The sequence below is a fragment of the Rhodoplanes sp. Z2-YC6860 genome (assembly GCF_001579845.1).
Taxonomy (GTDB): domain Bacteria; phylum Pseudomonadota; class Alphaproteobacteria; order Rhizobiales; family Xanthobacteraceae; genus Z2-YC6860.
This window is the reverse complement of record NZ_CP007440.1, coordinates 3,934,333-3,961,332: the sequence shown is the minus strand read 5'-3', so window position 1 is coordinate 3,961,332 and position 27,000 is coordinate 3,934,333. Positions and strand designations below refer to the sequence as shown.

Annotated in this window: 23 protein-coding genes; 11 read left to right on the top strand and 12 right to left on the bottom strand. The window is 64.1% G+C overall.

From position 1 onward, the window contains the following. From RHPLAN_RS18265 to RHPLAN_RS18250, 4 genes are all read right to left on the bottom strand, one after another. The gene (locus tag RHPLAN_RS18265; RefSeq protein ID WP_068020534.1) at window positions 1-405 is read right to left on the bottom strand and encodes a hypothetical protein; all 405 of its coding nucleotides are present in this window, start codon (window positions 403-405) and stop codon (window positions 1-3) included. A 34-nt stretch (window positions 406-439) separates the two neighbouring features. Next, a complete protein-coding gene (locus RHPLAN_RS18260) occupies window positions 440-1,873 on the bottom strand; it encodes an aldehyde dehydrogenase family protein (protein ID WP_068020533.1) in 1,434 nt (477 codons plus the stop codon). A 136-nt stretch (window positions 1,874-2,009) separates the two neighbouring features. Continuing rightward, window positions 2,010-3,020, bottom strand: a complete 1,011-nt coding sequence (locus RHPLAN_RS18255) for a Bug family tripartite tricarboxylate transporter substrate binding protein (protein WP_084245135.1) — start codon at window positions 3,018-3,020, stop codon at window positions 2,010-2,012. A 424-nt stretch (window positions 3,021-3,444) separates the two neighbouring features. After that, window positions 3,445-4,686, bottom strand: coding sequence for a DUF763 domain-containing protein (locus RHPLAN_RS18250; RefSeq protein ID WP_068031447.1), 1,242 nt, complete (start codon window positions 4,684-4,686; stop codon window positions 3,445-3,447). 127 nt (window positions 4,687-4,813) lie between these two features. Between RHPLAN_RS18250 and RHPLAN_RS18245 the strand changes: the two genes are divergently transcribed. Beyond that, on the top strand, window positions 4,814-5,536 hold the full coding sequence (locus RHPLAN_RS18245) for an HAD family hydrolase (protein ID WP_084245133.1): 723 nt from the start codon (window positions 4,814-4,816) through the stop codon (window positions 5,534-5,536). 181 nt (window positions 5,537-5,717) lie between these two features. Further along, window positions 5,718-6,035 carry a hypothetical protein gene (locus RHPLAN_RS18240; protein WP_157100330.1) on the top strand — a complete coding sequence of 106 codons (318 nt, stop codon included), beginning with the start codon at window positions 5,718-5,720 and terminating at the stop codon, window positions 6,033-6,035. Window positions 6,036-6,119: 84 nt separating this feature from the next. Here the strand turns inward: RHPLAN_RS18240 and RHPLAN_RS18235 are convergent, their stop codons facing one another. After that, window positions 6,120-6,770, bottom strand: a complete 651-nt coding sequence (locus RHPLAN_RS18235; protein WP_068020530.1) for a nucleotide-binding protein — start codon at window positions 6,768-6,770, stop codon at window positions 6,120-6,122. Between the two features lie 545 nt (window positions 6,771-7,315). Here RHPLAN_RS18235 and RHPLAN_RS18230 point away from each other — a divergent pair. Both RHPLAN_RS18230 and infA read left to right on the top strand, forming a co-directional pair. Continuing rightward, the gene (locus RHPLAN_RS18230) at window positions 7,316-8,788 is read left to right on the top strand and encodes a DEAD/DEAH box helicase (RefSeq protein ID WP_084245129.1); all 1,473 of its coding nucleotides are present in this window, start codon (window positions 7,316-7,318) and stop codon (window positions 8,786-8,788) included. Between the two features lie 14 nt (window positions 8,789-8,802). Further along, window positions 8,803-9,081, top strand: a complete 279-nt coding sequence (infA, locus tag RHPLAN_RS18225) for a translation initiation factor IF-1 (protein WP_068020528.1) — start codon at window positions 8,803-8,805, stop codon at window positions 9,079-9,081. A gap of 29 nt (window positions 9,082-9,110) precedes the next feature. Here the strand turns inward: infA and RHPLAN_RS18220 are convergent, their stop codons facing one another. The 3 genes from RHPLAN_RS18220 to RHPLAN_RS18210 all read right to left on the bottom strand — a co-directional run bounded on the left by RHPLAN_RS18220 (window position 9,111) and on the right by RHPLAN_RS18210 (window position 14,882). Beyond that, complete coding sequence (locus RHPLAN_RS18220; RefSeq protein WP_068020526.1) at window positions 9,111-10,238, bottom strand: efflux RND transporter periplasmic adaptor subunit; 1,128 nt, start codon at window positions 10,236-10,238, stop codon at window positions 9,111-9,113. After that, window positions 10,231-13,479: an efflux RND transporter permease subunit gene (locus RHPLAN_RS18215; protein WP_257730486.1), complete on the bottom strand. Its 3,249-nt coding sequence runs from the start codon at window positions 13,477-13,479 to the stop codon at window positions 10,231-10,233. The genes RHPLAN_RS18220 and RHPLAN_RS18215 overlap by 8 nt, the downstream gene beginning before the upstream one ends. 227 nt (window positions 13,480-13,706) lie before the next feature. Next, window positions 13,707-14,882 (bottom strand): M24 family metallopeptidase, encoded by a 1,176-nt coding sequence (locus tag RHPLAN_RS18210; RefSeq protein WP_068020524.1) that lies wholly within the window; start codon window positions 14,880-14,882, stop codon window positions 13,707-13,709. 171 nt (window positions 14,883-15,053) lie between these two features. Between RHPLAN_RS18210 and RHPLAN_RS18205 the strand changes: the two genes are divergently transcribed. Both RHPLAN_RS18205 and RHPLAN_RS18200 read left to right on the top strand, forming a co-directional pair. Next, entirely contained in the window at window positions 15,054-15,464 is a 411-nt protein-coding gene (locus tag RHPLAN_RS18205) for a GFA family protein (RefSeq protein WP_068020518.1), read from the top strand. A gap of 278 nt (window positions 15,465-15,742) precedes the next feature. Then, window positions 15,743-17,137 (top strand): PQQ-dependent sugar dehydrogenase, encoded by a 1,395-nt coding sequence (locus RHPLAN_RS18200; protein ID WP_068020515.1) that lies wholly within the window; start codon window positions 15,743-15,745, stop codon window positions 17,135-17,137. Between the two features lie 731 nt (window positions 17,138-17,868). Here the strand turns inward: RHPLAN_RS18200 and RHPLAN_RS18195 are convergent. Beyond that, entirely contained in the window at window positions 17,869-18,858 is a 990-nt protein-coding gene (locus RHPLAN_RS18195; RefSeq protein ID WP_084245125.1) for a Bug family tripartite tricarboxylate transporter substrate binding protein, read from the bottom strand. A 152-nt stretch (window positions 18,859-19,010) separates the two neighbouring features. On the opposite strand from RHPLAN_RS18195, the gene RHPLAN_RS18190 reads away from it, so the two are divergent. Next, complete coding sequence (locus RHPLAN_RS18190) at window positions 19,011-19,340, top strand: DUF3175 domain-containing protein (RefSeq protein WP_068020510.1); 330 nt, start codon at window positions 19,011-19,013, stop codon at window positions 19,338-19,340. Here the strand turns inward: RHPLAN_RS18190 and RHPLAN_RS18185 are convergent. After that, a complete protein-coding gene (locus RHPLAN_RS18185; protein ID WP_237180173.1) occupies window positions 19,337-19,804 on the bottom strand; it encodes a DUF1772 domain-containing protein in 468 nt (155 codons plus the stop codon). The genes RHPLAN_RS18190 and RHPLAN_RS18185 overlap by 4 nt on opposite strands. Before the next feature lie 163 nt (window positions 19,805-19,967). Here RHPLAN_RS18185 and RHPLAN_RS18180 point away from each other — a divergent pair, with 163 nt between their 5' ends. From RHPLAN_RS18180 to RHPLAN_RS18165, 4 genes are all read left to right on the top strand, one after another. Continuing rightward, window positions 19,968-21,479, top strand: a complete 1,512-nt coding sequence (locus RHPLAN_RS18180; RefSeq protein WP_084245123.1) for an amidohydrolase family protein — start codon at window positions 19,968-19,970, stop codon at window positions 21,477-21,479. A 151-nt stretch (window positions 21,480-21,630) separates the two neighbouring features. Next, on the top strand, window positions 21,631-22,515 hold the full coding sequence (locus RHPLAN_RS18175) for a hypothetical protein (RefSeq protein WP_068020507.1): 885 nt from the start codon (window positions 21,631-21,633) through the stop codon (window positions 22,513-22,515). Window positions 22,516-22,520: 5 nt separating this feature from the next. After that, on the top strand, window positions 22,521-23,375 hold the full coding sequence (locus RHPLAN_RS18170; RefSeq protein ID WP_068020503.1) for an MBL fold metallo-hydrolase: 855 nt from the start codon (window positions 22,521-22,523) through the stop codon (window positions 23,373-23,375). A 123-nt stretch (window positions 23,376-23,498) separates the two neighbouring features. After that, complete coding sequence (locus RHPLAN_RS18165; RefSeq protein ID WP_068020498.1) at window positions 23,499-24,986, top strand: L,D-transpeptidase; 1,488 nt, start codon at window positions 23,499-23,501, stop codon at window positions 24,984-24,986. A gap of 1 nt (window position 24,987) precedes the next feature. On the opposite strand, the gene RHPLAN_RS18160 is transcribed toward RHPLAN_RS18165, so the two are convergent. Next, window positions 24,988-26,709 (bottom strand): FAD-dependent oxidoreductase, encoded by a 1,722-nt coding sequence (locus tag RHPLAN_RS18160; protein WP_068020494.1) that lies wholly within the window; start codon window positions 26,707-26,709, stop codon window positions 24,988-24,990. 5 nt (window positions 26,710-26,714) lie between these two features. Next, a complete protein-coding gene (locus tag RHPLAN_RS18155) occupies window positions 26,715-26,963 on the bottom strand; it encodes a 4Fe-4S dicluster domain-containing protein (protein WP_068020489.1) in 249 nt (82 codons plus the stop codon). Between the last annotated feature and the right edge of the window lie 37 nt (window positions 26,964-27,000).

Genomic DNA, 27,000 nt, shown 5'->3' with positions numbered 1-27,000 from the left:
TCAATTGAGCGCGGACGGGTCGTCGCCCGCGCCATCGGACAGCGCTTTGCGGCCCTCATCCTTCAGCGCCCAGCCCATCGCGCGGCAGGTCTCGAACGGAATGCCGAACGACACCTCGAAACCGTCGTCGGTGGCAAGCGTCATGATCAGACAAGACTGTTCGCTGCTCTCGATCGACCATCGGCCGAGCGAAAAGACGTAGCGCGATATGTCGTTCCGGGTCTGCTGCCGGAGCGCTTTCGATAACAGCCCCGGCAGCGTCATCATCACTGATGCGGCCTGCCGGAACGGCAACGCGACGGACACCGGCTCTCCGGCCTTGTCCAGAAAATCCAGACGGATGATCTGGCCGTCTTCCGTCGCGTCGCACGTCGTCAGACCGCTGCTGATGATCGTGCGCGTCATCTCCGGTGAGTAGCCCCGCCCTTGCGTCCGTGTCTCACGCCGTCTGGTAGCCCAGCACGGCCTTCACCTCGAGATACTCTTCGAGGCCGAACACGCCGTGCTCGCGGCCGTTTCCTGACTGTTTGTAACCGCCGAACGGCACGCTCTGGTTCGCCGGCGCGCCATTGAGATAGATGCGGCCTGCGCGAATTTTCGTCGCGACCCGGCGCGCGTCGGCGATATCGCCAGCCTGGACGTAGCCGGCAAGACCGTAGCTCGTCTTGTTGGCCATCTTGATGGCCTGATCCTCGGTGCCATAGGTCATCATCGACAGCACCGGGCCGAAGATTTCCTCCTTGGCGATGGTCATGTTCGGCGTGACGTCGGCGAATACGGTCGGCCGGACGAAGTAACCGCGGTTGAAGCCCGCAGGTCGCCCCGGCCCGCCGGTCACGAGCGTTGCGCCCTCCTGGATGCCCTTCTCGATCAGGCCCTGCACCTTGTCGAACTGCGCTTTGCTGACCAGCGGTCCCATCTGGGTCGCCGGATCGAGCGGATCGCCGAGCTTGACCTGCTCGGCGGTCTTCTTGGCGAGCGCCACCGCTTCGTCGCGCTGCGACTTGTGGATCAGCATGCGGGTCGGCGCCTGACACGACTGCCCGGTGTTGGTGTAGCAGCGCAGCACACCGGCCGGCACCGCCTTGGCGAGATCGACGCCACCGAGAATGATGTTCGGCGACTTGCCGCCGAGCTCCTGCGTCACGCGCTTCACCGTCTTCGCCGCGGCCTTCGCGATCAGAATGCCGGCGCGGGTCGAGCCGGTGAACGACACCATGTCGATGTCCGGGTGTTTGGAGATGGCGGCGCCGACACCCGGACCGTCGCCGTTGACGAGGTTGACCACGCCCTTCGGCACGCCCGCATCATGCAGGACCTCCATCAGCAGAATGGTGCTGAGCGGCGCGATTTCGCTCGGCTTCAACACCACGGTGCAGCCGGCCGCCAGCGCCGGCGCGAGCTTCGAGGTCACCTGGTTCAGCGGCCAGTTCCATGGCGTGATCAAGCCGCAGACGCCGATCGCCTCGCGGCGGATCAGCGTGCCGCCCATGAAGCGTTCGAATTCGTAAGATTTCAGGACGTCGACCATCTCCTTGAAGTGGCCGAGCGCGTTGACGGTCTGCACCTCGTTGGAAAAGGTGATCGGCGAGCCCATCTCGGCCGTCATCGCCTGCGAAAGCTCGCTGCTGCGCTCCTCATAGCGCTTGATGATCCGCTGCAGCAGGTCGAGCCGCTCGTCGCGGCTGGTCGCCGAGAAGGCCGGAAAGGCCTTGCGCGCGGCCATGACCGCGCGATTGACGTCTTTGCCCGAGCCGAGGCTGATCTGCCCCGCGACCTCTTCGGTTGCCGGGTTGATCACATCGAAGAGCTCGGGAACGGCCGGCTCGACCCAGGCGCCGTCGATATAAAACTTAGTGTCGTTCTCGCTCATGACCTGCTCCCTGGAACGATATGTTTCTGGGATCGCTATATACCATTGAATATAACCAGGGAACAATGTCGCGTGGCGATGTTGTCATGCCTGCGTTGCAAAAAGCGGCTCCGGACGGCGTGTGCGGCGCGCGGCGCTATTGCGTCTTGATGTTGGCGGTCCGGATCACCCCGGCCCACTTCTCGGTCTCGTCGGCAATGAGCCTGCCGAAGTCCGCAGCCGAGCCCGGCAACATCATGCCGCCGAGGTCGGCGAACCGTGCGTTGAGGTTCGGATCTGCGAGGCCGGCATTGATCTCACGGTTGAGCAGCGTGACGATTTCCGATGGCGTGCCCTTCGGCGCGCCGATGCCATAGAACGGGCTCGACTCATAGCCCGGCACAGTCTCGCCAATCGTCGGGACATCCGGCAGCGCCTGCGAGCGCTTCGCCGTGCTCAGCCCCAGCGCACGCATCCGGCCGGAGCGGATGTATTCGACCGACGATGGCATGCTCTCGAAGCCGAGTTGCACTTGCCCGGCCAGCAGGTCGGTGAGCGCCGGCGCGTTGCCGCGATACGGCACGTGAACGGCTTCGATGCCGGTCATCACCTTGAACAACTCGCCCGCCAGATGACTGCTGCTGCCGATGCCTGCCGAGGCGTGACTGATCTTGCCCGGATTGGCTTTCGCATATGCGATCAATTCCGCCACTGTCTTTGCCGGAAACGTCGGATGCACCTGCATCACGTTCGGCACCCGCATGATGCCGCAGACCGGCTCGATGTCGCGGATGAAGTTGAACGGCAGCTTGTCATAGAGCGTGGCGTTGATGGCGTTCGCCGGTGTGACGAACAGCAGCGTTGTGCCGTCGGCCGGCGCGTTGATCACCGCTTCGGTGCCGATGTTGGTTCCTGCACCTGGCCGGTTCTCAACCACGAAGGGCTGGCCGAGCCGCTCCGACAACCACTGCGCGATCAACCGGCCTGTGACGTCGGTCGAGCCGCCGGCAGCAAAGCCGATGATGATGCGTACGGGCCGCACCGGATAAGTGTTGGCTCGCGCGCAGCGCAAAATCGCCGGCAGCGCCAAAGCGCCGACCGCCAGCCGCGCAGCGCCGCGGCGGGAGATTGTCCGCCTGACGAAATCCAATTTCCTGCGTGATGCCATGAGCCGAAACCTCGCCGCTGCGCGGCCAGTCTCGGCGATCAGCTCTGTGAGCGCCAGCCGCCGCCGGCTCGTTCGGGACTGCCGCTTTCAGAACCGGCTGGAACGGTTGCGAATCGACGTGCGGCCATGGCTGCCACGCGGTCCGGATCGAAGCCCGGCCCTGCCGGAACTGCCCGCGAGCCCTCCTCCGGGAATGCGACACGGCCATGACGTTTGGCCTCACGTTCCGCGGCTTTTCGCCCAAATGTTTGCAAGCCGAGAGGGCTGCCAAACCATCGAAGGCTTCCTAAATACCGCTCGGGCCGTCGCGCCGCGTGGAGCTGCCCTCCGAGCGGATTTTGAGGCAACTCGCGGCGGTCCACCTCTTTTTGGGAAGTCCATCGAAGCCCGATGCCAAAGGCGGCGCGGCCGCGCTGTTCTCGCTTCAGGCGCTCCGGTCTTTTGCTCCCCTCAAGTTGGCCTCCCAGCCGAACACCGAGCGCCCGTCGTAATCCGGCGAGCGGTCGCGCTCCCGCGCCACATGGGCATCGAACGACGGCCCGCTGGCGAACGTCTCCAGCTGCCGGGCCTGGTCGTCCAGCCGCTTAAGGGCCGCGAGTTCCTCCTCGCGGCCGAGCCTCGCTTTGTGCACCGCCGATTTCAGAACGCTGATGGTTTCGTCATAGACGCGCAGCGGCACCGGATAGGGATGCCGGTCCTTGCCGCCGTGGGCGAGTGAGAACCGCGCCGGATCGCTGAACCGGCACGGCGCGCCATGCACCACCTCGGCCACCATGGCGAGCGATTCCACGGTGCGGGCGCCGACGCCGGGCACCAGCAGAAGCTCGGCGAAATCGGCAGGCCCGCGGTCGGCGGCGGCCGCGAGCGTGCCGTGGAGCCTGCGAAGCACCACGTCCTTGGCGCGGACATCGTGATGCGCGGGCATGATGAGATGCGGCAGAAATCCCTGCGCGGGCGGATCCTCCAGTCGCGCCAGCTCCGAGACGATGCGATCCGGCCCCAAGCCAGCCAGCAGATCGAGCTGCGCACTGCGCGAAGGTGCTGCTCGCCGGTCGGTCAGGTTGATGATCTCGCCCTGCTCCGGCCCGTCGATGGCCGCGTGGGGCTCTTCGACGAAGCTGTCGAGTCCTTCGGAATGCCAGTGATAGCGGCGCGCCTGCCGCCGCTCGCCGTTCATGCCCTGCTGCACCACGGTCCATTTGCCGTCATCGGCAACAATGAAGCCATGCAGGTAGAGATCGAAGCCGTCCTGCACGGCGGCGCTGTCGACCTTGGCCACGAGGCGGCTGGTGCGGGTCAGCGCTTCGCCGTCGAAGCCGATGCGTTCGCCGAGCGCCGTCAGCTCTGCCGGCGTGCGCCGCGATTGGTTGCCGCGACCGCCGCAGACATGCAGGCCCAGTTCATGGGACAGCGGGCCGAGCCCACGCTTCAGCGCGCCGATGACGCTCGTCGTGATGCCCGACGAGTGCCAGTCCATGCCCATGACGGCGCCGAACGACTGGAACCAGAACGGATGCGAGAGCCGCCGCAGAAATTCGTCGCGGCCGTAGTGATGGATGATCGCCTGACAGATCACCGCGCCGAGCGCGGCCATGCGCGCCGCAAGCCAAGGTGGCACGCGGCCGCCATGCAGCGGCAGATCGGCGCTTCCCGTCCGTCTCGTCATGCGAATCCCGAACGTCCGGCGTTGATAGCGCCGGATCAAGGCCGAGATAGTCAAGCGGCGCCGCGATTCCAATTGCGGCGCGCTTCCACGGAACTCGCGCTGACCATGGAAGGTTTTGTTGGATGCAATGAAGCCGCAAGCCGACGATCTGGCCGTATTCCCAACACCCGACGCACCGGCCCAGGCAGCGCGGCCGCTGATCGAGGCGCAGGTCGTTCTGTTCGATATCGAAGGCACGCTGGTCGACGCCGTTCCCCTGACATTGAAGTGCTGGACGGAGACGCTCGCTGAATTCGGGCGCAAGGTCACCGTGGAAACCCTCCAGCCGCTGTCTGGCATGGATGGGGGCGACCTTCTCTCCCGTTTGTTTCCCGACCTCACCGACGATGTCAAAAGCCGGATTCTGAAAAGCCAGGGCGAGCGCTATCGATCGCAATATCTCCAGCAGGTGCAGCCCTTCCCCCGGGTAGCCGAGCTTTTCAGATGGCTCCGCAGCGCCGGCAAATCGATCGGGCTCGCGACCGACTCCAGCCGTGACGAGGTCGACCGGTATGTCGCGCTCACGGGCATCCGCGGGATGGTCGATGCATGCGGCTCCGGTGATGAGGTGCGTCACGGCAAGCCGCATCCCGACGTCATCGATCTGGCGCTGAAGGAGCTTGGTGCGGCACCGCGCGACGCCGTCATGATCGGCGATACGCCCTACGACATGTCCGCAGCGTGCCAAGTTGGCACACGGGCCGTCGGCCTGCTGACCGGCGGCTTTGGCCAGGCAGATCTGGTCAGGGCCGGAGCGGAGGCGGTGGCGCCCGACGTCGGCGCGCTGTTCGAGGCGGTCCTCAACAGGTGAGCGGTTTCGCTCAAAGTTGCTGCAAAGACACTGAGCCAGACAAAGTAACCACGCCACATCCAGGTCGCGATGCGACCACAGTTCCGTGCTACACGCTGGCATCCCCCTCGATTCACGCACCGTGATTAGGCAAGCGGCTCGCATGGAGAGCGTGCCTTTCAACGGTCGATACGGAGATGAAATGCGACTGATGACTGCTGCGGCCCTGACATTGAGCTTGAGCCTACCCGCCGCCGCCGAAAGCATCTTTCCAGTCTCGGTTCCTCCAGAGTGCATGGAATTAGCCAACCGCGAGGGCGTGCCGACCGTCATCGAGAACCGGTATCAGGCGATCAAGGCCAAGGTGAAATTGTATAAGCTGAGCACGCGCGACCCGATGGTCCGTGAGTGCCGGCAAGCCGTCGACCGCATGCGGGCCGCGATGAACGAACGCACGGCGTCCACCAAGTCGACGTTTTCGCTTTCATCTGCCCCCCGTTCGATGGGAACCCCTCAATAACGACCGGCGCTCTGTCGTAAAAACAAACGGCGCCGTGTCATGACACGGCGCCGTTTCGATTTTCTGGGATGCTCGCCGCTGCCGTCAGGCCGCACTGCGCATCGCCACGCTGTCGAGCACCTGATCGGCCAGCGCCCTGATCTCCTGATCGGCTTCGCCGTTCGATGCAAAGGCGTGGACCGCGAGGCCGGCCGTGAAGGCCCGCACATAGTCGACGCGGCTGGTCAGCGGACGGGTGACGATTTCGCCCAGCGACCGCAATTGCTCGACGAGCTGCCGCCCTTCGATGGTGCGGCCGTCGACGCGGGTCGGCACCACCAGCACGTTCAGCGGCGTGCGGCGTTGCGCACGCAAGGCCTCGATCTGGCGCAGCGCCCGCACCGTGCCGTCAAGGTCGAGACCGGAAGCGCTGCACGGCAGCAGCGCCACGTCGGTCAGGGCGCAAGCCGCGGCGAGCGAATAGTCGTTCGGGCCGCAATCGATGACGAAAACTTCCGATTCAAGCTTGCTGATCGATTCCGCCCAAGCCTCGGTCTGCCCGGGCATCACCGGATATCCGACCACGTTGAAATCAAGCTTGCCGGCCTTGGCCCAGGCCTGCGCGGATTCCGTTGGATCGGCGTCGACCAGCAAGGTGTCGTAGCCGCGCTTGGCAAGCTCTCCAGCGAGGCTCACCGACAGAGTGGTTTTGCCGACGCCGCCTTTCTGATGAATCGCGGAAATCACAAGTCGCATTCGGGTGTCTCCTCCGGGGGGAGTTGATAGGGAGATTGGGTTTTCTCCGGCGTACGCAGAACCAAGCTGATGCCACTCACAATGGGAGCGGCCAGCACGCACGCAATTACGAATCATCCAGAGTCGTGTGAGGATGCTTGGCGTAGACCGCTGTTATGTCAACAAAAGTTGGGTTTCAGGCATTATTCGGCTCCGCCGTGTTGCGCTCAGGACTCAATTTCCAGGCATGTTCCACGCATGGCCGGGACCTGGGCAGCCAAGGCTCCGTTAAGCAGACGGCCCAATTACGCCTTGAATTCAACACAGCGATTTGCCATCTAGGGGCCGTCGGAACATCGATCCGGATTCGGATCGACCCCGGGCCGCGTGTCAGATGATCACGGCGCAAGGTGCTTGGCACCAAACCGCGCTTCGATTTTCAGCCCTGTTTCACGACATTTCTTGAACCGGCAGCCCTGACCACGCGGGATGTCTTTTGACACCGCGTTTCGCGTCCGCCCGCAAAGTCTTGCTAGGCGGAGCGGCCGCATATGAAAGACGATTGATTGACCTCTTTTAACGAATTCGGCCTCGCAGAGCCGATCCTCCGCTCCCTTATCGAAGAAGGCTACGTCACCCCCACTCCGATCCAGGCGCAGACCATCCCGCTGCTGCTCGCCAAGCGCGACGTCATCGGCATCGCGCAGACCGGCACCGGCAAGACCGCAGCCTTCGCGCTCCCGATCATCCATCACCTCGCCGCCAACCGCGTCCGTCCGCAGCCGAAGACCTGCCGCGTGCTGGTCTTGAGCCCGACGCGCGAGCTTTCGGGCCAGATCCTCGACAGCTTCCGCACCTACGGCCGGCATCTGCGGCTGCACACCTCGCTCGCCATCGGCGGCGTCAACATGGGGCCGCAGGTCCGCCAGCTGGCGCACGGCACCGACGTGCTGGTCGCCACGCCCGGCCGCCTGCTCGATCTCGCGAAGAGCCGCGCGATCATCCTCGACAAGGTCGAGTTCTTCGTTCTCGACGAAGCCGACCGCATGCTCGACATGGGCTTCATCCACGACATCCGGAAGATTGTCGCCAAGCTTCCCAAGGAGCGGCAGACGCTGCTGTTCTCCGCCACCATGCCGTCGGACATCGCCGAGCTCGCCCGGCACATGCTGAAAGACCCGGCCAAAGTCGCAGTCACGCCGGCCGCCACCACGGTCGAGCGCATCGCGCAACGCATCATCCATCTCGACCGCGGCGCCAAGCAGAAGACATTGAGCGATCTTCTGCGCGCGGAGCCGATCGACCGCGTGCTGGTGTTCACCCGCACCAAACACGGCGCCGACAAGGTGGTCCGTGGGCTCGAAAAGGACGGCATCGCATCCGATGCGATTCACGGCAACAAGTCGCAGAACCAGCGGACGCGCGCGCTCAAGGACTTCCGCGACGGCCGCATCCGCACGCTGGTGGCGACCGACATCGCGGCCCGCGGCATCGACGTCGAAGGCGTGAGCCACGTCATCAACTTCGACCTGCCGAACGTGCCGGAGAGCTACGTCCACCGCATCGGCCGCACCGCGCGCGCCGGCGCCGATGGCGTCGCGATCTCGCTCTGCTCGCATGACGAACTGCCCTACCTGCGCGACATCGAGAAGCTGATCCGCATGGCGATCCCCGCGACCGGCAGCACCGCGCAAGGCAAGCCCGCCCAACAGCAGCGGCCGCAGCAGCACCAGGGCCGCAACGGCAACAATGGCGGGCATCGTTCGCAGAACGGGCATCGCCAAGGCCACGGCCAGCAGGCCCAGGGCGAGGGTCAGAACCGCAACCGCCGCAACGGGCAGAAGCATCACGGCAACAAGCCGCATGGCGCCAACCCCAATGGCCACCGGCCGAACAACGGCCAGAAGCCGCATCAAGGCCAGAACCGCCCGCAGCACAATGGCGGGTCCGGCAACCCCGGCGCGACGCCACGTCCTATCGCGCCAACGCAGCCCATTGGCAGCGATTTTCAAAATGTGGCATTCATGCAGACGCGCTGAGGAGTAGGTCCCCAATGGCCAAAGAAGAACTGCTCGAATTTGAAGGTGAAGTGACCGAGGAATTGCCGGACGGCAATTTCCGGGTGAAGCTCGACAACGAGCACATGATCCTCGCCTACACGGCGGGCAAGATGCGCAAATTCCGCATCCGCACCGGCGTCGGCGATCGGGTGACCGTCGAGATGTCGCCCTACGATCTGGCGCGCGGGCGCATCATCTTCCGCCACAAGTCGGCGCAGCCGACCACCGCCGCGACCGGCCAGCGTCGCGCGATGTGGCGCAACCGCGGCTGAGCTGAACGCCAAACCAAAGCCTCAGCCGCCTACTGCTTCCTCAGGACTGGCTGCACCCTGCTGCCGTCCGTCACCTCGTCCGGCAGGTTGATCGCAATGCGGTCATCCTGCCGAAGTCCCTCCGCCACCGTCACGGTGTTGCCGTCGGTCGAGGCCACCCGGACCGGCTTGTAGCGAAGGGTGTCATTTTCCACCATCGCCACCAGCGTCTCGCTGCCGCGGACCAGGAGTCCGCTCACCGGAATCTGCGGATAGCTCTGAATGGGGATGTGCAGCGTCACGTTGGCGAAGCTGCCAGCCACCAGGAAGCCTTCGGTGTTGTCGATGTTGACCTCGATCTGCATGGTGCGAGTCCGCGTCTCGAGCTCGCCCGTCATACGGCTGATCTTGGCCTGCATCTTCCGTTCCGGATTGCTGGCGTCGACCACCTCGGCGACGTCGCCCACGTTGACGTAAGGCACGTCCGCCTGCTGGACGTAACAATAGACGCGTAGCCGGCTGTCGTCTGAGACCGTCATAAGCGGCAGCGCGCTCACCATGTTGGTCTGCGCGTTGGTGACCAGCGCGCCCTGATCGACGAAGCGCTGGGTGACGCGGCCGGCGAACGGCGCTCGGATCACCTGATAGCCCTTCATGGTCTCGAGGCCTTTGACGTTGGCCTCGGCGACGCGCGCGTCGGTCTCGTACTGCAGCATCGCCACCTGGGTGGTGTTGCCCTTGGCGAACAGGTCCTGCGACCGCGCGAGATTGCGCCGCTTGTGTTCGAGGTCGGTGACGGCGGCAGCGTATTGCTGGTCGATCTCGGGGGATTCGATCACCGCGACGATCTGATTGGCCTGGACCCGGTCGCCGCGATCCACCTCCAGCGTTTTCACATAGCCGCTGACCTTCGCGTAGAGCGTCGCCGACTGATTCGAGCGCACGTCCGCGAGCAGCGTCACGGTCCGCTCCTTCGGCCCCTGGACCGGTGTGACGACCTCGACCCGTGGCCCGCGGTTGACGACGTTGCCCCGCGCCTCGCGGGCTGTGGCGACACTGGAACTGCGACTGAAGTGGAAATAGCCGACCGCCAGGGCCGCGATCAGCACGGTGGCGCCGCCGGCGATGTAGAGCCGCGTCGCGCGCGCCTTGCCGGACGCCGGTTGAACATCAGGCATGAGCGGATCCCCCAGTCGACGCGCCCGAGGCTTCCGCCTCGAAGCGCTTGTCCAGCATGTGCAAGCTCGGCGGCTGACGCCGCAGCAGCGTGTAGAACACCGGCACCAGAACCAGCGTGGCAATGGTTGCGAAGGCGAGCCCGCCGATCACGGCGCGGCCGAGCGGCGCGTTCTGCTCGCCGGCCTCGCCAAGCGCCAGCGCCATCGGGATCATGCCGATGATCATGGCGAGCGCCGTCATCAGGATCGGGCGAAGCCTGGTCTTGCCCGCTTCGATCACGGCCTCGATCGGGGTGAGGCTGTCATTGCGGCTGCGCAGGTCATTGGCAAAGCTCACCACCAGGATCGAGTTCGACACCGCGATGCCGACCGACATGATCGAGCCCATCAGCGAGGCGACATTGATCGTGGTGCCGGTCATCGCCAGCGTCCACAGGATGCCGACCAGCGCGCCCGGCACGGCCATCATGATGATGAACGGATCGACCCAGGACTGGAACAGCACGACCAGAAGCGCATAGACCAGCAGGATCGCGAGGATCAGGCCGAAACCGAGATTCTTGAACGAGGTTTCCATCACCTCGTTCTGACCGCGCAGGAAGAGCTTCACGGTCGACGGCAGGTTCTTCTGCTCTTCCTCGATGATCTTCTTGATGTCGGCGGCGGTGCCGCCGAGGTCGCGGCTGTCGACATTGGCCAGCACGTCGACCACCCGCTGCACCGTGTAATGATTGATCGACTGCATGCTGGTGGTCGGACGCATCGATGCGATGTCCGAAATGCGTGTCACCGGCGAGGCCGGCACCGTGGTCAGCGTGGTCGGCTGGATGTTGGGATTGATGTTCGGCGCCGCCGGGTTGGCCGGCAGGTTCATCACGTCCTGCACGGTGCTGATCTTGTCGGCCGGCGTCTGCACCGCAACGATGTAGTTCACGCCGGTCTGCGGGTTCAAATAATAGGTCGGCCCGACCAGCGCGCTGCCCGCAAGCGACGTCAGCATGTTGTTGGCGACGTCGCGCTGCGCGACACCGAGCCGTGCCGCGCGCTGGCGGTCGACGTCGATCTGGATGGTCGGGAAATCCAGCACCTGCGCGATGCGCGGGTCGACCACGCCCGGCACCTTCTGGATGGAGCGCAGAATGCGCTGTGCCGTCGCATAGGCGCGCACGAAGTTGGAATCCTGGATCTGGATGTCGATCGGCGCCGACAGGCCGAAGTTGAGCACCTGGCTGACGATATCGGCGGTTTGGAAATAGAACAGATTGCCCGGAAACTCGGCGTTGAGCTTGTCGCGGAGGAGCCGCTGGTACTCCACAGTCGGCTTGTGGCCATGGTTGAGCGAGATGAGCAGCTCGGCATCCATGCCGCTGGTGTTGTCGCTCGGCACGAAGGCGAGATTGAGCGAGAACGGCAGGCCGATGGTGGCGTTGATGGTGCGGAGCTCCTTGGCCGGAATCATCTGGCGGATGCTCTCCTCGACCCGCGCCACGATCTTCTCGGTTTCCTCGAGCCTCATGCCGCGCGCCGCGCGGATGTGCATCTTGAGAATGCCGACGTCGGAGGTCGGGAAGAAGTCGGTGCCGATCACCGGAGCCAGCATGCCGGTCATGACGATCACGAGGCCGAAGCAGCCAAGCACGAAGCCACGCCGCGCCAGCACCACCGCAAGCAGATTTCCGTAGCCGTTCTTCACCCGCTCGAAGCCGCGGTCGAAGGCCGCCGAGAACCGGCCGCCGATGCCCTTCGGCGCGTGATCGTCGTGATCCTTGAGCAGATAGCGCGCCAGTGCGGGAATGACGGTGAACGACAGCACGTAGGACGCCAGCATCGCCAGCACCACCGTGATGGCAAGCGGAATGAACAGGAAGCGCGACGGGCCGGTGAGCAGCAGCACCGGGAAGAACACGATGCAGATCGCAAGCGTCGCGACCGTCAATGGCTGGATCACTTCGCTGGAGCCATCGAGGATCGCGACGGTCAGCGGCTTGCCGAGGGTCTGGTTGCGGTGGATGTTCTCGATCGTCACCGTGGCGTTGTCGACCAGGAGGCCAATGGCGAGGGCAAGCCCGCCGAGGGTCATCAGATTGATGGTCTGTCCGGTCAGGAAGAGCCCGGCGACGCCCGCGGCGATCGACAGCGGAATCGACAGCGAGACGATGACCGTATTCCGCCAGCTGCCGAGGAAGATCAGGATCATCAGCGAGACCAGGATCGACGACAGAATGGCCTCGTGGACGATGTTATCGACCGCGCCCTGCACGAACACCGACTGATCGAAATCGAGCTTGAGGTCGAGGCCTTCGGGCGCCGTGGCCTGAATATCGGGCAGGACGTCGCGGATCGCCTGCACCACAGCAATGGTCGAGGCATCCGAGTTCTTCAGGATGCTCATATAGCTCGCGCGCTGACCGTTGATGCGGACAGCATTCTGCTGGGTTGCGAAGCTGTCGCTGACATTGGCGACGTCGCCCAGCATGACGGCGATGCCGTCGCGCACGCCGACCGGCAAGGCCTGGAACTGCTCGACAAACTGCGGGCTGGAATTGAGCTTGACGTTGAATTCACGCTCGCCGATCCGGGCGATCCCTGCCGGCACGATCACATTGGTGGTCTGCAAGGCGCTGACCACGTCCATCTGCGACAGGCCCTTGGAGGACAACCGCGCCGGATCGACGTCGACGATGATCTGCCGCTGCTTGCCGCCATAGGGCGCTGGAATCGACAGGCCCGGGATGGTGAACAGCCGGGTGCGCAGGAAGTTCAAACCATAGTCGAAGATCTGCTGCTCCGGGAGAGATCGGCTGTTGAGCGTGACCTGCACCACCGGCACGTTCGAGGCATTGAACCGGATCATATTCGGCGGCGTGATGCCGGGCGGCGCGATGCGCAGGATCGAATTGTTCTGCGCGTTGATCTGCGCGATGGCGCCGCCGATGTCGGTGCCTTGCGTGAAATAGACCTTGAGGATGCCCAAACCCGGGATCGACAACGATTCAATGCGCTCGATGCCATTGACCGTGGTCGAGTAGGCGCGCTCGCTGATCAGCACCACGCGCCGTTCCATGTCCTCGGCGGACAGGCCGGGATAGTTCCAGGCGACGTAGACGACCGGGATGTCGATGTTGGGAAAGATGTCGACGACCATGCGCTGGGCCGACAGGAAGCCCATCAACAGAATCAGCAGGCCTGCGATAGCCATCGTGTATGGCCGGCGCAGCGCCAAGCGCACCAATCCGATCATAAGTCGCCCACCCCTCCGGACCACACGACGTGACTGACCGTCGTGAGAGTCCCCGGCCCTCCTCGCGGAGGCGCAATCCGGCTGTCTCAATCGTTTCTTGTTTGGAAATGATCCTCTGAACCGGGTGGTCAATTCAAGAGGATTCGGAGCGCATCAGCCGTTCGGAATCCGAAAACTCCGGCTTCGGCCGCAATGGCGGAGGCCGACGCCAACACCACCATCGCACCTCAGCGGGCGGCCGTACCGCCCCGATTCCAGCCGCGTGCGCCTTCGCCATAGATGTCGCAGCCGGACGGCGTCACGATCGCGGTGTCCTCGAGCTTGATGAAGCCGCGCTTTGGATGGGCGAGCGTGGTCTCGACCGAGATCACCATGCCGGCTTCGAGCGGCCGGTGGGCATCGTAGTCGTCGTATGGCACCGGGCCGGTGTTGGTCAGCCGCGGCGCCTCGTGGCTGACCAGCCCCATGCCGTGCGCCAGGAAATGCATGTTGTTGTGATACTTCGACTTGGCGAGGCGTTCCTCGGCCACGCGATAGACTTCGCTGCCCATGGCGCCGGCCTTGATCGGCTTCATCGAAGCGCGCTGGACCTCCTCGATGTCGGCCAGCATGTCCTGAAGCTCGGCATCCGGCTCGCCGTGGATTGCCATGCGGCAGACGTCGCCGATGTAGCCGTGGTAGTTGCCGCCGGAGTCGAGCGACAGGATATCGCCCTCGCCCCAGACCTGCTCGGACGGCGCACGGTTCAGCGACGTGCCCGCGGTGATCAGGCAATATTCGAACGTGAGACCGCGATTGGTCTCCTCGCGGCGCAGCGCTTCGGTGAGCTCGTCCTTGCTGGCGCCGGGCTTGTGACCCGCGATCACGGCCTTCATGGATTCGATCACAGCCTCTGAGGCGATCTTGAGCTTCGCAAGCTCGTCCTTGGTCTTGATGGAGCGCATGCGCTCCAGCACGAACAGCGCGTCCTTCACCGGCGTGCCGGCGAATGCATCTTGCAAGGCCTTGCCGGCGTCGACCGGCAGGAACGACAGTTCGGCGCCGACGCCGGCGGTCTTGATCCCGGACTTTTTGATGTACTCGATCGCCTTCTGCATGGTGTCGACCGAACCAGACGAATTGCACTGCTGCACGCTGGTCCAGAACGGATGGTTCTCGCGCTGGAAGTTCTCGAGGCGATGGCCGAAATAAGCCGCCTTGTCCGGCGCGCCCTTGGCATAGACCATCACCGGCAGATAACGGCTCAAGCCCATCGCATCCATGTAGTCAAAGAAAAACGCGCGGTGACCGCCGAGCAAGTACTGCACATTGTGCTTCGACGTGGCGATCAGGACATCCATACCGGCTTCGTCCATCAATCTGTCGAGACGGGCGGCGTCGAATGGAATGGCGGCGTTCGGCATAATCACAACTCCTTGAAAGGCGCGATGCGATGGCGTCCGTAAGCTTAGGCGAAACTCGCCGGCCCCGCCACGGCCTGACGCTTTCCCAACGCTCGCGTCTGCAATGCAACCGCGATAGGCTGAGTTCCTGGATTGGAAGTTCTCGCGATGGCTCGCGGAGAGGTAACGAATATGGAGGAACGCAAGTCGACTTGCATGTGCGGACAACTCTTCATCCGATGCCGCGGTGAACCTTTAATTGTCGCAATTTGCCATTGCTTCAAATGTCAGCATCGCACCGGCAGCGTATTGGGTAACGCCGCATTCTACAAACGCGCAAACATCATCGAGACCGGCGGGCGCTCCACAAAATTCAGCCGGACCGGCGAGCGCGGCTACTCGGTCACCAATCATTTTTGCCCGGTCTGCGGCAGCACCGTATACTGGGAGCGCGAGATGCCCGCAGACCTGATCGGCATATCTGTCGGTTCGTTCGCCGATCCGACATTTCCAAAGCCCAGCCGGGCGGTATGGACGCAAAACAAACATCACTGGGTGGTGCTGCCGGACGATATTCTACAGATCGCGCAGAATCCTGATTAATCGTTTCGGCAGCTGCGGGTTCGCTTCGTTCGCTCCGGATAAGCTCCTCTCACGCTTTGTTGCGTCGATCAGACCATGGCGGCGGGTTAATAAGTCCACGTCGTAGCCACGGGACATGCCCGGTCCGGCAATGCCGCCGCCTGATGAGGCGGAGGGAACAGCCGGCGATCCAACCGAATTGATCTCATCGTCCTTGGTCGGAGCACATGGAGAGTCCAATGCGACATCTTAGAATTCATCTCATGTTGACCGCGGCAGGCTTGTTAAGGGCGACAGGTTTGGCGCTTGGCATCGCCGCCCTGTCCATTCCCCTTGCCTCGACGGCCCGGGCGCAGAGCGCGCCTGCGGCTTCGCCGAAGCCTCAAGCCGCGCCCGACAGTCCGGCCGCGCTGCCCGATCAGGAGATCGGCCGGCGCATCACGATCAAGGCCGACGACCTGCCACCACCAAAGACCGGACCGATCGCGGCGAGCCGCTCGATGACCGTGCCTTTCACCGGTCAGGCGCCGAACGTGCCGGAGGGTTTCACCGCAACGCCTTTCGTCACCGGGCTCGAGCATCCGCGCCGCCTGCTGGTGCTGCCGAATGGCGATGTGCTCGTCGCCGAACAGAAGGTTGGCTACGTCACGCTGCTGCGCGACGACGATGGCGACGGCAAAGCCGATTGGATCGACCGCCACATCGAAGGCCTGAACGGCCCGTACGGCCTCGCCTGGCGCGACGGCAAGATCCTGGTCGCCGATCAGGACGGCATCTGGGAGGTGCCGCATCGGCTCGGTGCGCTGCGCCCCGGCGCAGGCGGCGGCGACACCAAGGCCGCCGACGTGCCGCTCGATCAGCGCAAGCCCACGCCGGCCCTGGTCGGAGAAAAGATGCTGACCAAGAAGGGCGTGTTCGGCATCGTCATGGGTCATGCCAACCGTCACCTTGCCATCGATCCGAAGACCGGCGGTCTGTTCGTCGGCGTCGGCTCGTCCGGCAATATCGGCGTCGAGCCGGCGGTGAAGGCCTCGATCCAGCGCTTCGATGCCGACGGCGGCAACCAGACCACTTACGCGTCAGGCACGCGCAATCCGACTGCCCTCGCCTTCCAGCCCGACACCGGCGAACTCTATGCCGTGGTCCAGGAGCGCGATGGCCTCGGCGACAATCTCGCCCCCGACTACATGATCCACGTGAAGCAAGGTGCGTTCTACGGCTGGCCCTATTCTTATATCGGCCACCATCCGCAACCGGGTTTTGCGCAGCTTCGGCCTGACAAGGTCAAAGCGGCCGTCACGCCCGATGTGTTGTTCCAGGCGCATTCATCCGCGCTGGACATCGTGTTCTACACCGGCTCGCAGTTCCCGAGTGAGTACAAGGGCGACGCCTTCGTCGCACTGAAAGGCTCGTGGAACCGCTCCGAGCCGACCGGTTATAAGGTCGTGCGCGTGCCGTTCAAGGATGGCAAACCGCAGGGCTTCTATCAGAACTTCATGACCGGCTTCTGGGTCTCGGGCCTGCACCGCGCCGAAGTCTGGGGCCGGCCGGCGGCGCTCGCTGTCGCCAAGGATGGCGCTCTGCTGGTCGCCGACGACACCGGCGGCACGATCTGGCGCGTCGCCTACACCGGAGCCAAGCCCGGCAACGCAACGCCCGCATCGCCGCCGCCAACCACTGGCTCGCGGCAGTAGGATACGATCGGCAGAAACGTTCGCGCCATAACCGGTTGGCACTGATGCAAGAAGCCCAACATCGGCGTGGATGCTTTTTCCGATTTTGCATTTTCGCGATTCAGATGTAGACGCGAATTTGCCTCGTTCGCTGAGGGCGTCATCTAGAGACGTCTATTTGGCGGAGCGGGGTGTGGCGCCTGCAGGCGTGGTTCGTGACCACGTCCCAGGGTGCGAGGTCATTGTCCGTCCCCGATGAGGGGGCCGCCTTCAGTGGCAGGGCGCGATCGGGTGAAAGCGGGCGCAAATGCCCCTGGAGCATGGTGGGTGAAAGCCCAGCCGGTCCGATCGAAACTCGAACGGTGGCCTCGTAATAAATCGCCACAGTGGAGCGCCGGGAGGCGAGCGGACCTGATCGCAAAGGTCCGCGGGCGCCTTCGCAAAGCGCCCAGATATCTGCGCCGTCTCGGCGCTCCGCTCCCTCACTCTGTGAGGGGAAGGAAAAAGAGAGAGGCGCTGGCCCCGCGCCTGATCTGAAGGGGCCGATGAATCACGCCTGTACCAATGCTGCTGAAATGCTGCTGCTGAATGATGCGCTGAAAAGCGCGGGCTGTTTGAAATGTGAATCGAAGAAGACGCGGTGTGAGCCGTATCCACCGCCGTCATTCCGGACGGCGCGTAGCGGCGATCCGGAATCCATAACCACGACTCAGGGTGGACGCGCCCCAGCCCCCTCCCCCCGCCTCGCCGCCCTAGTTGATCGAGATGTTGGCCTCGGCTGCGAGCTTCTTCCAGGTCTCGTATTGGCGCGAGACCAGATCCTTCATCTCGTCAGGCGTCGTGCCGCGCGGATCGCCACCCATGGCCTGAAGCTTCTGCTTCACGTCAGGCACCGCGAGCGCCTTCCTCACTTCGCCATTGAGCCGGTCGACGATCGGCTTCGGCATGTTGGCCGGACCGGCCACGCCGGTCCAGGAAATCACCTCGAAGCCCGGCGCCACCGTTTCGTCGACCGTCGGCACATCGGGGAAATCCGGCCAGCGCGTCTTGCCGGTGACCGCGAGCGCGCGGAATTCGCCGGACTTGATGCGCGAGCTGATCGGACCGGTGGTGGCCGCGATGAAGTCGACATCCCCGGTGAGCACGCCGGTGATCGCCGGCGCCTCCCCCCGATAGGGCACGTGCAGGAACTTGGTCTTGGTCTGGTTGCCGAGGAGTTCGACCGTGGTGTGCAGGATCGAGCCGACGCCGGCCGAACCGTATTTCAATTCGCCCGGCCTGGCCTTCGCCTCGTCGAGGAGTTGCTTGATGGTCTTGAAACGCGAGTCCGCTTTCACGGCGATCATGAACGGATAGAAGCTCGCGACCGATATCCAGGTGAAGTCGTCGACGACTTTGAACTTCACGTTCTTGGCGAGCGCGCCATAGGCCGGGTGTGCGCTCGGCAACACAAGCAGCGTGTAGCCGTCGGGGTCGGAGCGGGCGACGGTTTCAGCCGCAAGCGCACCGGCGAGTCCCGGTTTCGCCTCGACGACGATCGACTGGCCGAGGGTTTTCTCCATCTCGGCGCCCAGGATACGGGCGATGATGTCCACATTGCCGCCCGGCGGGAAGCCTTGGAGGATGCGGATCAGCCGGTTTGGATAGCCCTGGGTCGGAGCTTGCGCCTGTGCAGACAGAACGCAACCCATCGAAAGCACGACAACCGCGGCGACCAAGGCTGCCCGTGATTTCCCGACCATGCACACCTCCCTGCGGCCGCAACATCCTGGCCGTGATGCGGCGAGCCGTCATATCGCGCTGCCTTTGGCGCGGTTGTCAACGCGCCAAACCGTCCCCGGGAACGAAGCCACGCACTTGCGATTGTCCCTGCGAACCGTTTCGGAGCAAGGCCATGGCCAAAAAACGCAAGTCCCGGACGTCAAGCGCACGGCGCTCCACAACCAAACGCGGCGGCCGGCGCTGGTCGGCGCGGGTGACCCGCGAGAGCGACGCGCTCGACCTGCAGAAAGGCGTGTTCGAGAAGAAGGATCCCAAGGCCATTGCCCGCTCGCTGAAGCGTTCGGCGGAACATAGCTCGCGTCGCAAGGCCAATCCGTATCGCTCGGCGCTGTCGATGCTGACGTTCTACATCAATCGTGCCGGCAAGAACCTTCCTGCGTCGCGAAAGAAGGTCTTGCAGCGCGCCAAGGATGAACTGCGCCACGCCTTCGGCCGCGATTAGCGCCGCGGCGCAAGCGACGCGAGCACGATCAGACAGAACGCAGCAAAGGCCAGCACGGCGTTCGCCGCGTGGGAGTATTCCCAGTTTCGACGCAGCATTTCCCAATCGGGTTGCGCCACGGTCCAGTTCTGCGTCACGACATTGACCGGATAGGTGAAGGCGAAAAACACCGCGAGAGTTGCCGCCATGCAGATGCAGCCTGCGACCGCGAACCCAAAGCCTGCCCTGCCCCACAGCATCACGGCCAGCACAACGTTGACCAGCATCGCCGGGATCAGAATGAACGACAGCAGCGCCCAGCCACGATAGATCGACTGCGCGACAAAATATTGCTCCCGCGTCATACCGATCTTGTTGGGCAGCGAGAACAGATGCGCGCCGTAGGGGATGAGCGCCAGCGCGCTCAGAATGACGGCCAGAAATGCGATGGTCTTCAACAGCATGTGTGACCAACAATCGGTCACCGCGGCCGTTCCCGACAACAACTCGATCCCAAGTCACAGTCCGGGAGAATTCGTGCCCATCCATTGACCTTACGGCGCGCTCAAATAGCCTCTGCCCCCGAACGGCCGATGCCAAAAGAGCCGCCCAAACCAATTCGATACCGATTTCGCCGGGGAAAAAGTCATGACGGATTTCGACGACCGTGGGAGTTGGACCAGGCGCCGCCTGCTCGCAGGTGCGACAGCATTCGGCGTGACAGGGCTCGCGCTGGGTGCAGCCAACGCCCAAGAGAGAAACACGGCGCCAAGGAGGCCTCAGCCCAAAAGGAACATCGCAGCGGCAAACGCGGTGCCGCCTCTCGAGGGCCCCAGTCTGCCGCCGCGCGGCAACTACATCATCCGCAACGCCTACGTGATGTCGATGGAAAAGGGCATCGGCGACATTCCCGATGGCCATGTCCAAGTCCGCAACGGCGAAATCGTCGCGGTCGACGAGAAGGTCAATACCGCCGGCGGCGCCACCGTCATCGACGGCCGCGGCATGATCGTGTTGCCGGGTTTCGTCGAGACCCACTGGCACATGTGGAATTCGCTGCTGCGCGGCATGTCCGGCGAGAAACCCGACTACGGCTATTTCCGCACCACGGCGCAGCTTGGCGCGCAGTTCACGCCCGACGACATCTATCAAGGCACGCGGCTTGCGGCTCTTGAGGCGATCAGCTCCGGCATCACCTCCGTTCACAACTGGGCGCACAACATCCGCAATCCAGATTTCGCCCGCGCCGACCTGCGCGCCCTCAAGGAGGCCGGCATCCGCGGTCGCTTTTCCTACGGGCCGATGCAAGGCCATGATCTCAAGCAGACCATCGACCTTGCCGATCTTGAGAAACTCAAGGACGACTGGACTCAGTACTCCAACGGCCAGCTGCTCACGCTTGGCATGGCGTGGCGCGGCCAAGGCGGAAACCAGCCGGCCAATGCGGTGCCAGAGGCGGTCTGGCGCGCGGAGTTCGAGGCCGCGCAGCGGCTCGGGCTGCCGGTGTCGGTGCATTCCAGCGGCTCGAAAACCGCCGTCGGACAGATCGCGGGCCTCGACAAGGCCGGCATGCTGAAGAACGTGCAGGTCATCCACGCGGTTTATGCGACGCCCGACGAGATCAGCGCCATGAAGGCAGCGGGTGCGACCATCAGCGTCTCGCCGACGTCCGAGCTTCGCATCGGGTTCGGCCTGGCTCCGATCTCCGCCTTTATCGACGCCGATATCCCGGTTGGGCTCTCGGTCGACACCGTCGAGCTGGTCGGCAACGCCGACATGTTCGCCATCATGAAGACCGCGCAGGGCATCGAGAACGGCCGGGCCGAGAACGAGTTCAAGATCTCGGCGCGCCGGGTGCTCGAGCTTGCCACCATCGAGGGCGCGCGCTCGATGGGCATCGATGACAAGGTCGGATCGCTGAAGCCCGGCAAGCGCGCCGACCTGATCATGGTCAACACCAGGGTGCCGAACCTCGGCGTGTTCGGCCATCCGGCCGTGATGATGGTGACCGCGGCCCAGCCCGGCAATGTCGACACGGTGATGGTCGACGGCCGCATCCTCAAGAAAGGCGGCAAACTGACCCACCTCAACGCCGACCGCATCGTGCAGGAGGCCAATGACGCCAACGCGGCGCTGCGCAAGCGCGCCAAATGGTGGTAGCCCGCAGCCCCTAGCCCAAGCGCGGTATGCGTCGACTGGCGCCTGGCCCTGCGTGGCGCGGGGCCAGGACTCTTGATAGAAGTGGCGGACCGGAGCGCCCCAAAATCAAACTAAAATCCGGTGGGACTGCGAAACGCTGGAAGGAACCGACGTGCTCGATCGCACCAGGAACGACAACATCCGCGAGCTTTTCAAAGACAAGCTGTTTGCCCTTCAAAACCCCATGAAGCTCGACGGCCGGGTCAGTTCCTATCCGGCCAGCGCCCGCGGCTACTCGGTGACGAACTGCTACGTGCTGCGCCAGCCCGACGCCGCCTGGCTGATCGACACAGGCTTCGGCGGCGATGAGCCCAAGCTCCGCGCCCAGATCGAGTCGCTGATCGACCGGAAGCTGCCGCTGTCGCTCCTGCCGCTGCGGCTGAACGAGTTCATGTCGATCCAGAACATCGACCCGTTCACGCTCTACTTCAACGTCAAGGAATGCTTCACCGGCAACCCGGACGCGGCGTTCTGGTTCGATTTCGGCGCCGGTTCCGATTCCGGCAAGGACACGCTCGATACACTGAACATCACCACCATCGGCCGTGAGGAGACGATCCCCATTGGCGCGCTCGGCCGTCCCGTCGTGGTCTATCAGGCGCCGATCCGCCTGATCGCGACGCGCTGGATCTACGACGAGGCGACCAAGACATTGCTTACCTCGGACATGTGGACGCACAGTTGGCGGGACAAGCCGGAAGGTCCGTGGATCATCGAGGACGGCGACGACGATCCAACTGACTTCGACAAGGTGCGCTCGTTCCTGCTCAACACCCGCTACTGGTGGCTCGAGGGTGTCGACACCGCGAAGCTCAGGAAGGGCATCGACAAGATCCTGAGCAAGCACGACATCGAGACGCTGGCGCCGGGCTATGGCTGCATCCTGCGCGGCAAGAAGACCGTCGAGAAACACATCAAGCTGCTCGATGACGTGCTCAGGTCGCTGGACAAATCCGTCGCGACGTCGCGCTACGTCAGCCGCGACGAGGAAAGGTGATCGACATGGCGATGCGTCATCAGGGCACGCTCAACCGTCCCAACCCGCTGCCGCGCGAGGTCGCACCGGGCATCTTCTGGCTCGGCGAATGCCTCGAGCAGCGCCAGCAGGGCAAGATCTATCACGGCTGCAACGCCTCGTTCCTGATCGTCGGCGAGACCGCCTCGATGCTGGTCGAGACCGGCCATCCCAAGGACTTCCCGATCACCGAAGGCCAGCTCAACAAGCTTCTGCCCGGCCGGCCGCCGCTGAAATATCTGTTCGTCACCCACCAGGAGACACCACATTGCGGCGGCCTCGGCCGCGTGCTGACGCGGTTTCCCGATGCCATTCTCGTGGGCGACGTCAGCGACTACCACCTCGCCTTCCCGCAGCATGAGCACCGCATGCGGATGATGAAGGAGCACGACGAGATCGATCTCGGCGGGCGAAGCTTCCGCGCCGTCGAGCCCGTGGTCCGCGACATGCGCACCACGTGGTGGGGCTTCGAGACCCGGGAGCGCGTGCTGTTCCCCGGCGACGGCTTCGCCTACAGCCACTATCACGAGGACCATCACTGCGGCCTGGTTGCCGAGGAAGCGACCTCGCTCGACCTTCAGGACACCACCGCGGTGTTCTCCGATCTGGCGCTGTGGTGGACCAAGTGGGCCGACATGCGGAATTACTGCGCGCGGCTCGATCTCTTGATGGAGCGTCTCCAGGTCAAGACCGTCTGCCCGACGCACGGGCTCGTCATCACCGACGTCGCCAAGACCATGCCCAAGGTGAAGGAAGGTCTGCTGTTTGGGTCGGCGGCGGCCGAGCGCGGCACCAACGAAGCCAAGTTCACCGCACCGGATCTGGTCGAAGAGACAGCCTGACAGGCTCTGTCCGGGCTTCAAAAGCCTGGGAATTAACAATAACTGCTATGGAACATTCTAAAAGGCGAGATAACTTGTCATTAATGCAGTGCGATTCTGCGTCTTTCCTTGGGAGAACGGACAATGAAGCGCACTGCGACGGTCGCAGGCGTGTCGGTTGTGGCCTTGCTCTGCGTGTGGACCGCCAGCGCGGCCGCAGCGCCTGGCGCGTCGGGCGGCCTTTTCGGGTTTTTTAGTGAGCGGCCTGTCGGACCGGCAAGGCGGTTAGAGAACAAGGCTGATAGGAAGCCCAAGCCAGACGCTGACAAGTCGCAGCCCGTTCCGAAGGGGCTCCTTCATATCATCGTCTCGCTGGACAAGCAGCGCGCCACGCTGTTCGCCGACGGCGTCGCCGTCGCGCAAAGCAAGATTTCCTCGGGCACGGCCGAACACCCGACGCCGCTGGGCATCTTCAGCATCCTGCAGAAGAGCCGCCATCACGTGTCCAACCTCTATTATGCGCCGATGCCATTCATGCAGCGCATCACCTGGTCAGGCTCGGCACTGCATGAAGGTCCCCTGCCCGGTTATCCGGCATCACATGGCTGCGTCCGGCTGCCGAACGACTTCGCACAGTTGCTCTGGAAGAGCACCAAGCTTGGCGCCCGCGTGGTCATTACCCGCGACGAGGTCGCTCCGGTCGCGATCGAGCATGACCGACTGATCTTCGCGAAGGCCAAGGGTGAGGACCTACCCGCCCCTCCGCCGCAGCCTGACGCCGTTCCCAAGCTCGACCTGAAGCCTGCGCTCGTTTCAGAATCCAAGACCCCGCCGGTGCGCGATAGCGAGCCGGTGGTCACACGGCCCGCGGCGCTTTTGAAAACGGCAGATGCCTCGCCGACGCTCCGCGGCATCACACCCGACATGGTGAAGCCGCTGGCGCCCACTCCGGTCCGCAACACCATGGCATCCGAGCAGCCGACCAAGCTGCAGCGAACCGAAGAGCAGGACGAACTGTCCATGCCGGGAGCGCCGGCTGTCGCCGCCGAGGCGATGGCCAAGGCTGACGTCGTGGCCGCGCCGATGGCTGGAGCGAAGATCGAAGCGCCTCAGCCCTCGGCTCCGGCGCTGCCGGCCAGGGAGGCGCCGCCTGTCGTCGCAATGTCGCCGCCCGTGGTCCCGCCCGTCGCCGCAAAAGAGCCGATCCGCCGCAAGGGCGTCGTGTCGATGTTCATCAGTCTCAAGGAGCAGCGGCTCTACGTGCGTCAGAACATGGAGCCGCTGTTCAGCACACCGGTTACGATCGAACGCCCTGGCGAGCCGATCGGCACGCACGTCTACACCGCCATGGGGCCCAAGGCTGGAGGCGACGCTCTGCGCTGGACCGTGGTGTCGATCCCGAGCAGCTACAAGCCCGTCAAGGCCGCGGACAACAGGAAGCCGCGAAACCTTGAGTACATCCACGCGCCGCTGCAGGACCCGCGCGCGGCGCTCGATCGCATCACCATGCCGCAGGATGCCGTGGACCGGATCGCCGACCTGATCACGCCCGGCGCCTCGCTGATCGTCTCCGACAACAAGCTCAGCGGCGAGACCGGCAACACCACCGACTTCATCGTCGAGACGAAGTGACTCACACTCCGGCGACCGACTGCCGTGCGGCGAGCCGCGATGGCTTTCGTCGCGGCAGCACCACCGAGCAATAAGGCGTCGGTATGGGTGTCTTGCTGAAGGCCGGGCCGTTGCCGCCTTCGGCCAAATCGACCCAGACCAGCCAGTTGTTGTCGTCGCGCTGGTCGTGGTCCTCGCGGAAATGGCTTAAGCGCGACTCGGTCCGGTAGAGCGAGGCGCCGAGGATGAAGCGCGCCGCAAGCAGCATCGCCTCGGTCTCCTTCATCCTCACCAGTTCATGGGTATGCGGTGCGGCTATAGTCTTGAATTCGTCGGACAGCGTCGAGACGCGCTCCAACGCGTTCTGCAAGCGGTCCTCGCGCTTCAGAATGCCGATGTCGTAGGCGAACATCACGGCCTGAAGGTCGCGCAGGATGCGATCGGATTCCGCCTTGCCCTGCTCGTTCAACGGCTGGTGGGTTTCCGCGTGCAGCGCCCGGACCTCGGCCGCGTCGAGCGAAGGCTGTGGTGCGGTGTCGAGGTCTTCGACCGCGCTCCGCCCCGCAATCCAGCCGTTGCCGACGCAAAGCCCGATGTGGAAGCCCGCAAAATGATTGGCGCAACCGGCCTGCGCGAGCCCCGCCGACAAAAGCCCCGGCACGTCGGAGCGGCAGTCGGCGCCGGTGCGGATGCCCATCTTGGTCATCTGGTTGAGCGCGTAATACGGCGTCTTGCCGAACATATCGGTCTTGGCTTCGTCGCCGAGCTTGCGGAAGAAGTTGTCCATCCAGCGCACCTTGCTTTGGATGAAGTATTCGCGCAGCTGCTCGGGGATCGCCGACATGTCGAGATAAAGCGGCGTGTTGCCCTTGCGGTTTTCCATCGCCATGGCGCGCGCGATGCGCGGCACGTCGGCTTCGTCGCCCCATTCGGGCTCGTACGACTGCATGAACGACTCGCCCTTGGCATTCACCCAGCTCGCGCCCTCCTGGATCGCAAACGTGATGCCCTCGAAGTAGAACTTCGGGGTGCCGGGCCGCACGTAGGAGAACTCGGCGTTGCGCAGCGTCGCACCCGCCCGATAGGCCAGCAATGTGCCGGTGCCGGTGATGTCGCGCACGAAACCCGAGCGGAACGTGATGGCGTTGGTCGCAACGATCGTGGAGCGCGCCTTGATGACGTTGAACTCGCCGGTGCGGCTGTTGATGCCGACCGCGCCGATGATGCGGTCGCCGCTTGCGCCACGCATCAGCCCAGTGATGAACAGCCGGTCGATGAGTTGCACGCCTTCGGCTTCCAGCGCGAGCCGCTGCTTCCAGGCGAATTCCAGCCCACCGCCTTCCGGATAGAGCACGCGCGCGAGATCGAGCCCGCGGGTCGGACGGCGCTTGTAGCGGCCCGCCTCGTCGCGACCGAAATGCATTCCCATCGCCTCGAAGTCCTTGAGGCGGGCATGCGAGTCGATCAGCGACTGACGCACGAGCTCCTGATCGGCGATGCCGTCATTCCCGGCGACGATCTCGTGGAGGATGCCGTCGATGTCGTCGCCCGGCAACGCCACGATGGTCCAGGCATTGGAAAACGCCGTGTGGCCGGTGCGGCCGATCAGCCAGGAATCCACCAGCGTGACGCGGGTGCCCGGCGGACCGTGACGCTTGGCCGACAGCGCCGCCATGAGGCCGCCTGAGCCGCCGCCCACCACCAGGACATCGGTGTCGATCAGATTGCCGTCGAGCTGATCCATAGCGCTCACCACGGCCGCGGCCGGTTTTTGACCGAGGGATGCACATCGACGATGTGCTCCGGGCAGAAAATCTCGCAGCTGAAGCAGGTGATGCAGTGCTCGCGAAACTTGATGACCGGCAGAAGCCTGGTCTGGCGGAGCCCCTTGATCTCGGTTGCGACCGGCTGTGGCTCCATGTGGATGACATCAGCCGGGCAGACGACATCGCAAATGCCGCAACCCGTACATTTTTCCAATTCGATATTCTCGATCATGCCGTTTCATAGCAAATGCCCGGCTTGGGCGCAGCCG

What these genes read in the sequence shown, in the direction of transcription:
- RHPLAN_RS18265 (WP_068020534.1), bottom strand. Translation starts at nt 405, where the DNA reads ATGACGCGCACGATCATCAGCAGCGGTCTGACGACGTGCGACGCGACG.
- RHPLAN_RS18260 (WP_068020533.1), bottom strand. Translation starts at nt 1,873, where the DNA reads ATGAGCGAGAACGACACTAAGTTTTATATCGACGGCGCCTGGGTCGAG.
- RHPLAN_RS18255 (WP_084245135.1), bottom strand. Translation starts at nt 3,020, where the DNA reads ATGGCATCACGCAGGAAATTGGATTTCGTCAGGCGGACAATCTCCCGC.
- RHPLAN_RS18250 (WP_068031447.1), bottom strand. Translation starts at nt 4,686, where the DNA reads ATGACGAGACGGACGGGAAGCGCCGATCTGCCGCTGCATGGCGGCCGC.
- RHPLAN_RS18245 (WP_084245133.1), top strand. Translation starts at nt 4,814, where the DNA reads ATGAAGCCGCAAGCCGACGATCTGGCCGTATTCCCAACACCCGACGCA.
- RHPLAN_RS18240 (WP_157100330.1), top strand. Translation starts at nt 5,718, where the DNA reads ATGCGACTGATGACTGCTGCGGCCCTGACATTGAGCTTGAGCCTACCC.
- RHPLAN_RS18235 (WP_068020530.1), bottom strand. Translation starts at nt 6,770, where the DNA reads ATGCGACTTGTGATTTCCGCGATTCATCAGAAAGGCGGCGTCGGCAAA.
- infA (WP_068020528.1), top strand. Translation starts at nt 8,803, where the DNA reads ATGGCCAAAGAAGAACTGCTCGAATTTGAAGGTGAAGTGACCGAGGAA.
- RHPLAN_RS18220 (WP_068020526.1), bottom strand. Translation starts at nt 10,238, where the DNA reads ATGCCTGATGTTCAACCGGCGTCCGGCAAGGCGCGCGCGACGCGGCTC.
- RHPLAN_RS18215 (WP_257730486.1), bottom strand. Translation starts at nt 13,479, where the DNA reads ATGATCGGATTGGTGCGCTTGGCGCTGCGCCGGCCATACACGATGGCT.
- RHPLAN_RS18210 (WP_068020524.1), bottom strand. Translation starts at nt 14,882, where the DNA reads ATGCCGAACGCCGCCATTCCATTCGACGCCGCCCGTCTCGACAGATTG.
- RHPLAN_RS18205 (WP_068020518.1), top strand. Translation starts at nt 15,054, where the DNA reads ATGGAGGAACGCAAGTCGACTTGCATGTGCGGACAACTCTTCATCCGA.
- RHPLAN_RS18195 (WP_084245125.1), bottom strand. Translation starts at nt 18,858, where the DNA reads ATGGTCGGGAAATCACGGGCAGCCTTGGTCGCCGCGGTTGTCGTGCTT.
- RHPLAN_RS18190 (WP_068020510.1), top strand. Translation starts at nt 19,011, where the DNA reads ATGGCCAAAAAACGCAAGTCCCGGACGTCAAGCGCACGGCGCTCCACA.
- RHPLAN_RS18180 (WP_084245123.1), top strand. Translation starts at nt 19,968, where the DNA reads ATGACGGATTTCGACGACCGTGGGAGTTGGACCAGGCGCCGCCTGCTC.
- RHPLAN_RS18170 (WP_068020503.1), top strand. Translation starts at nt 22,521, where the DNA reads ATGGCGATGCGTCATCAGGGCACGCTCAACCGTCCCAACCCGCTGCCG.
- RHPLAN_RS18165 (WP_068020498.1), top strand. Translation starts at nt 23,499, where the DNA reads ATGAAGCGCACTGCGACGGTCGCAGGCGTGTCGGTTGTGGCCTTGCTC.
- RHPLAN_RS18160 (WP_068020494.1), bottom strand. Translation starts at nt 26,709, where the DNA reads ATGGATCAGCTCGACGGCAATCTGATCGACACCGATGTCCTGGTGGTG.
- RHPLAN_RS18155 (WP_068020489.1), bottom strand. Translation starts at nt 26,963, where the DNA reads ATGATCGAGAATATCGAATTGGAAAAATGTACGGGTTGCGGCATTTGC.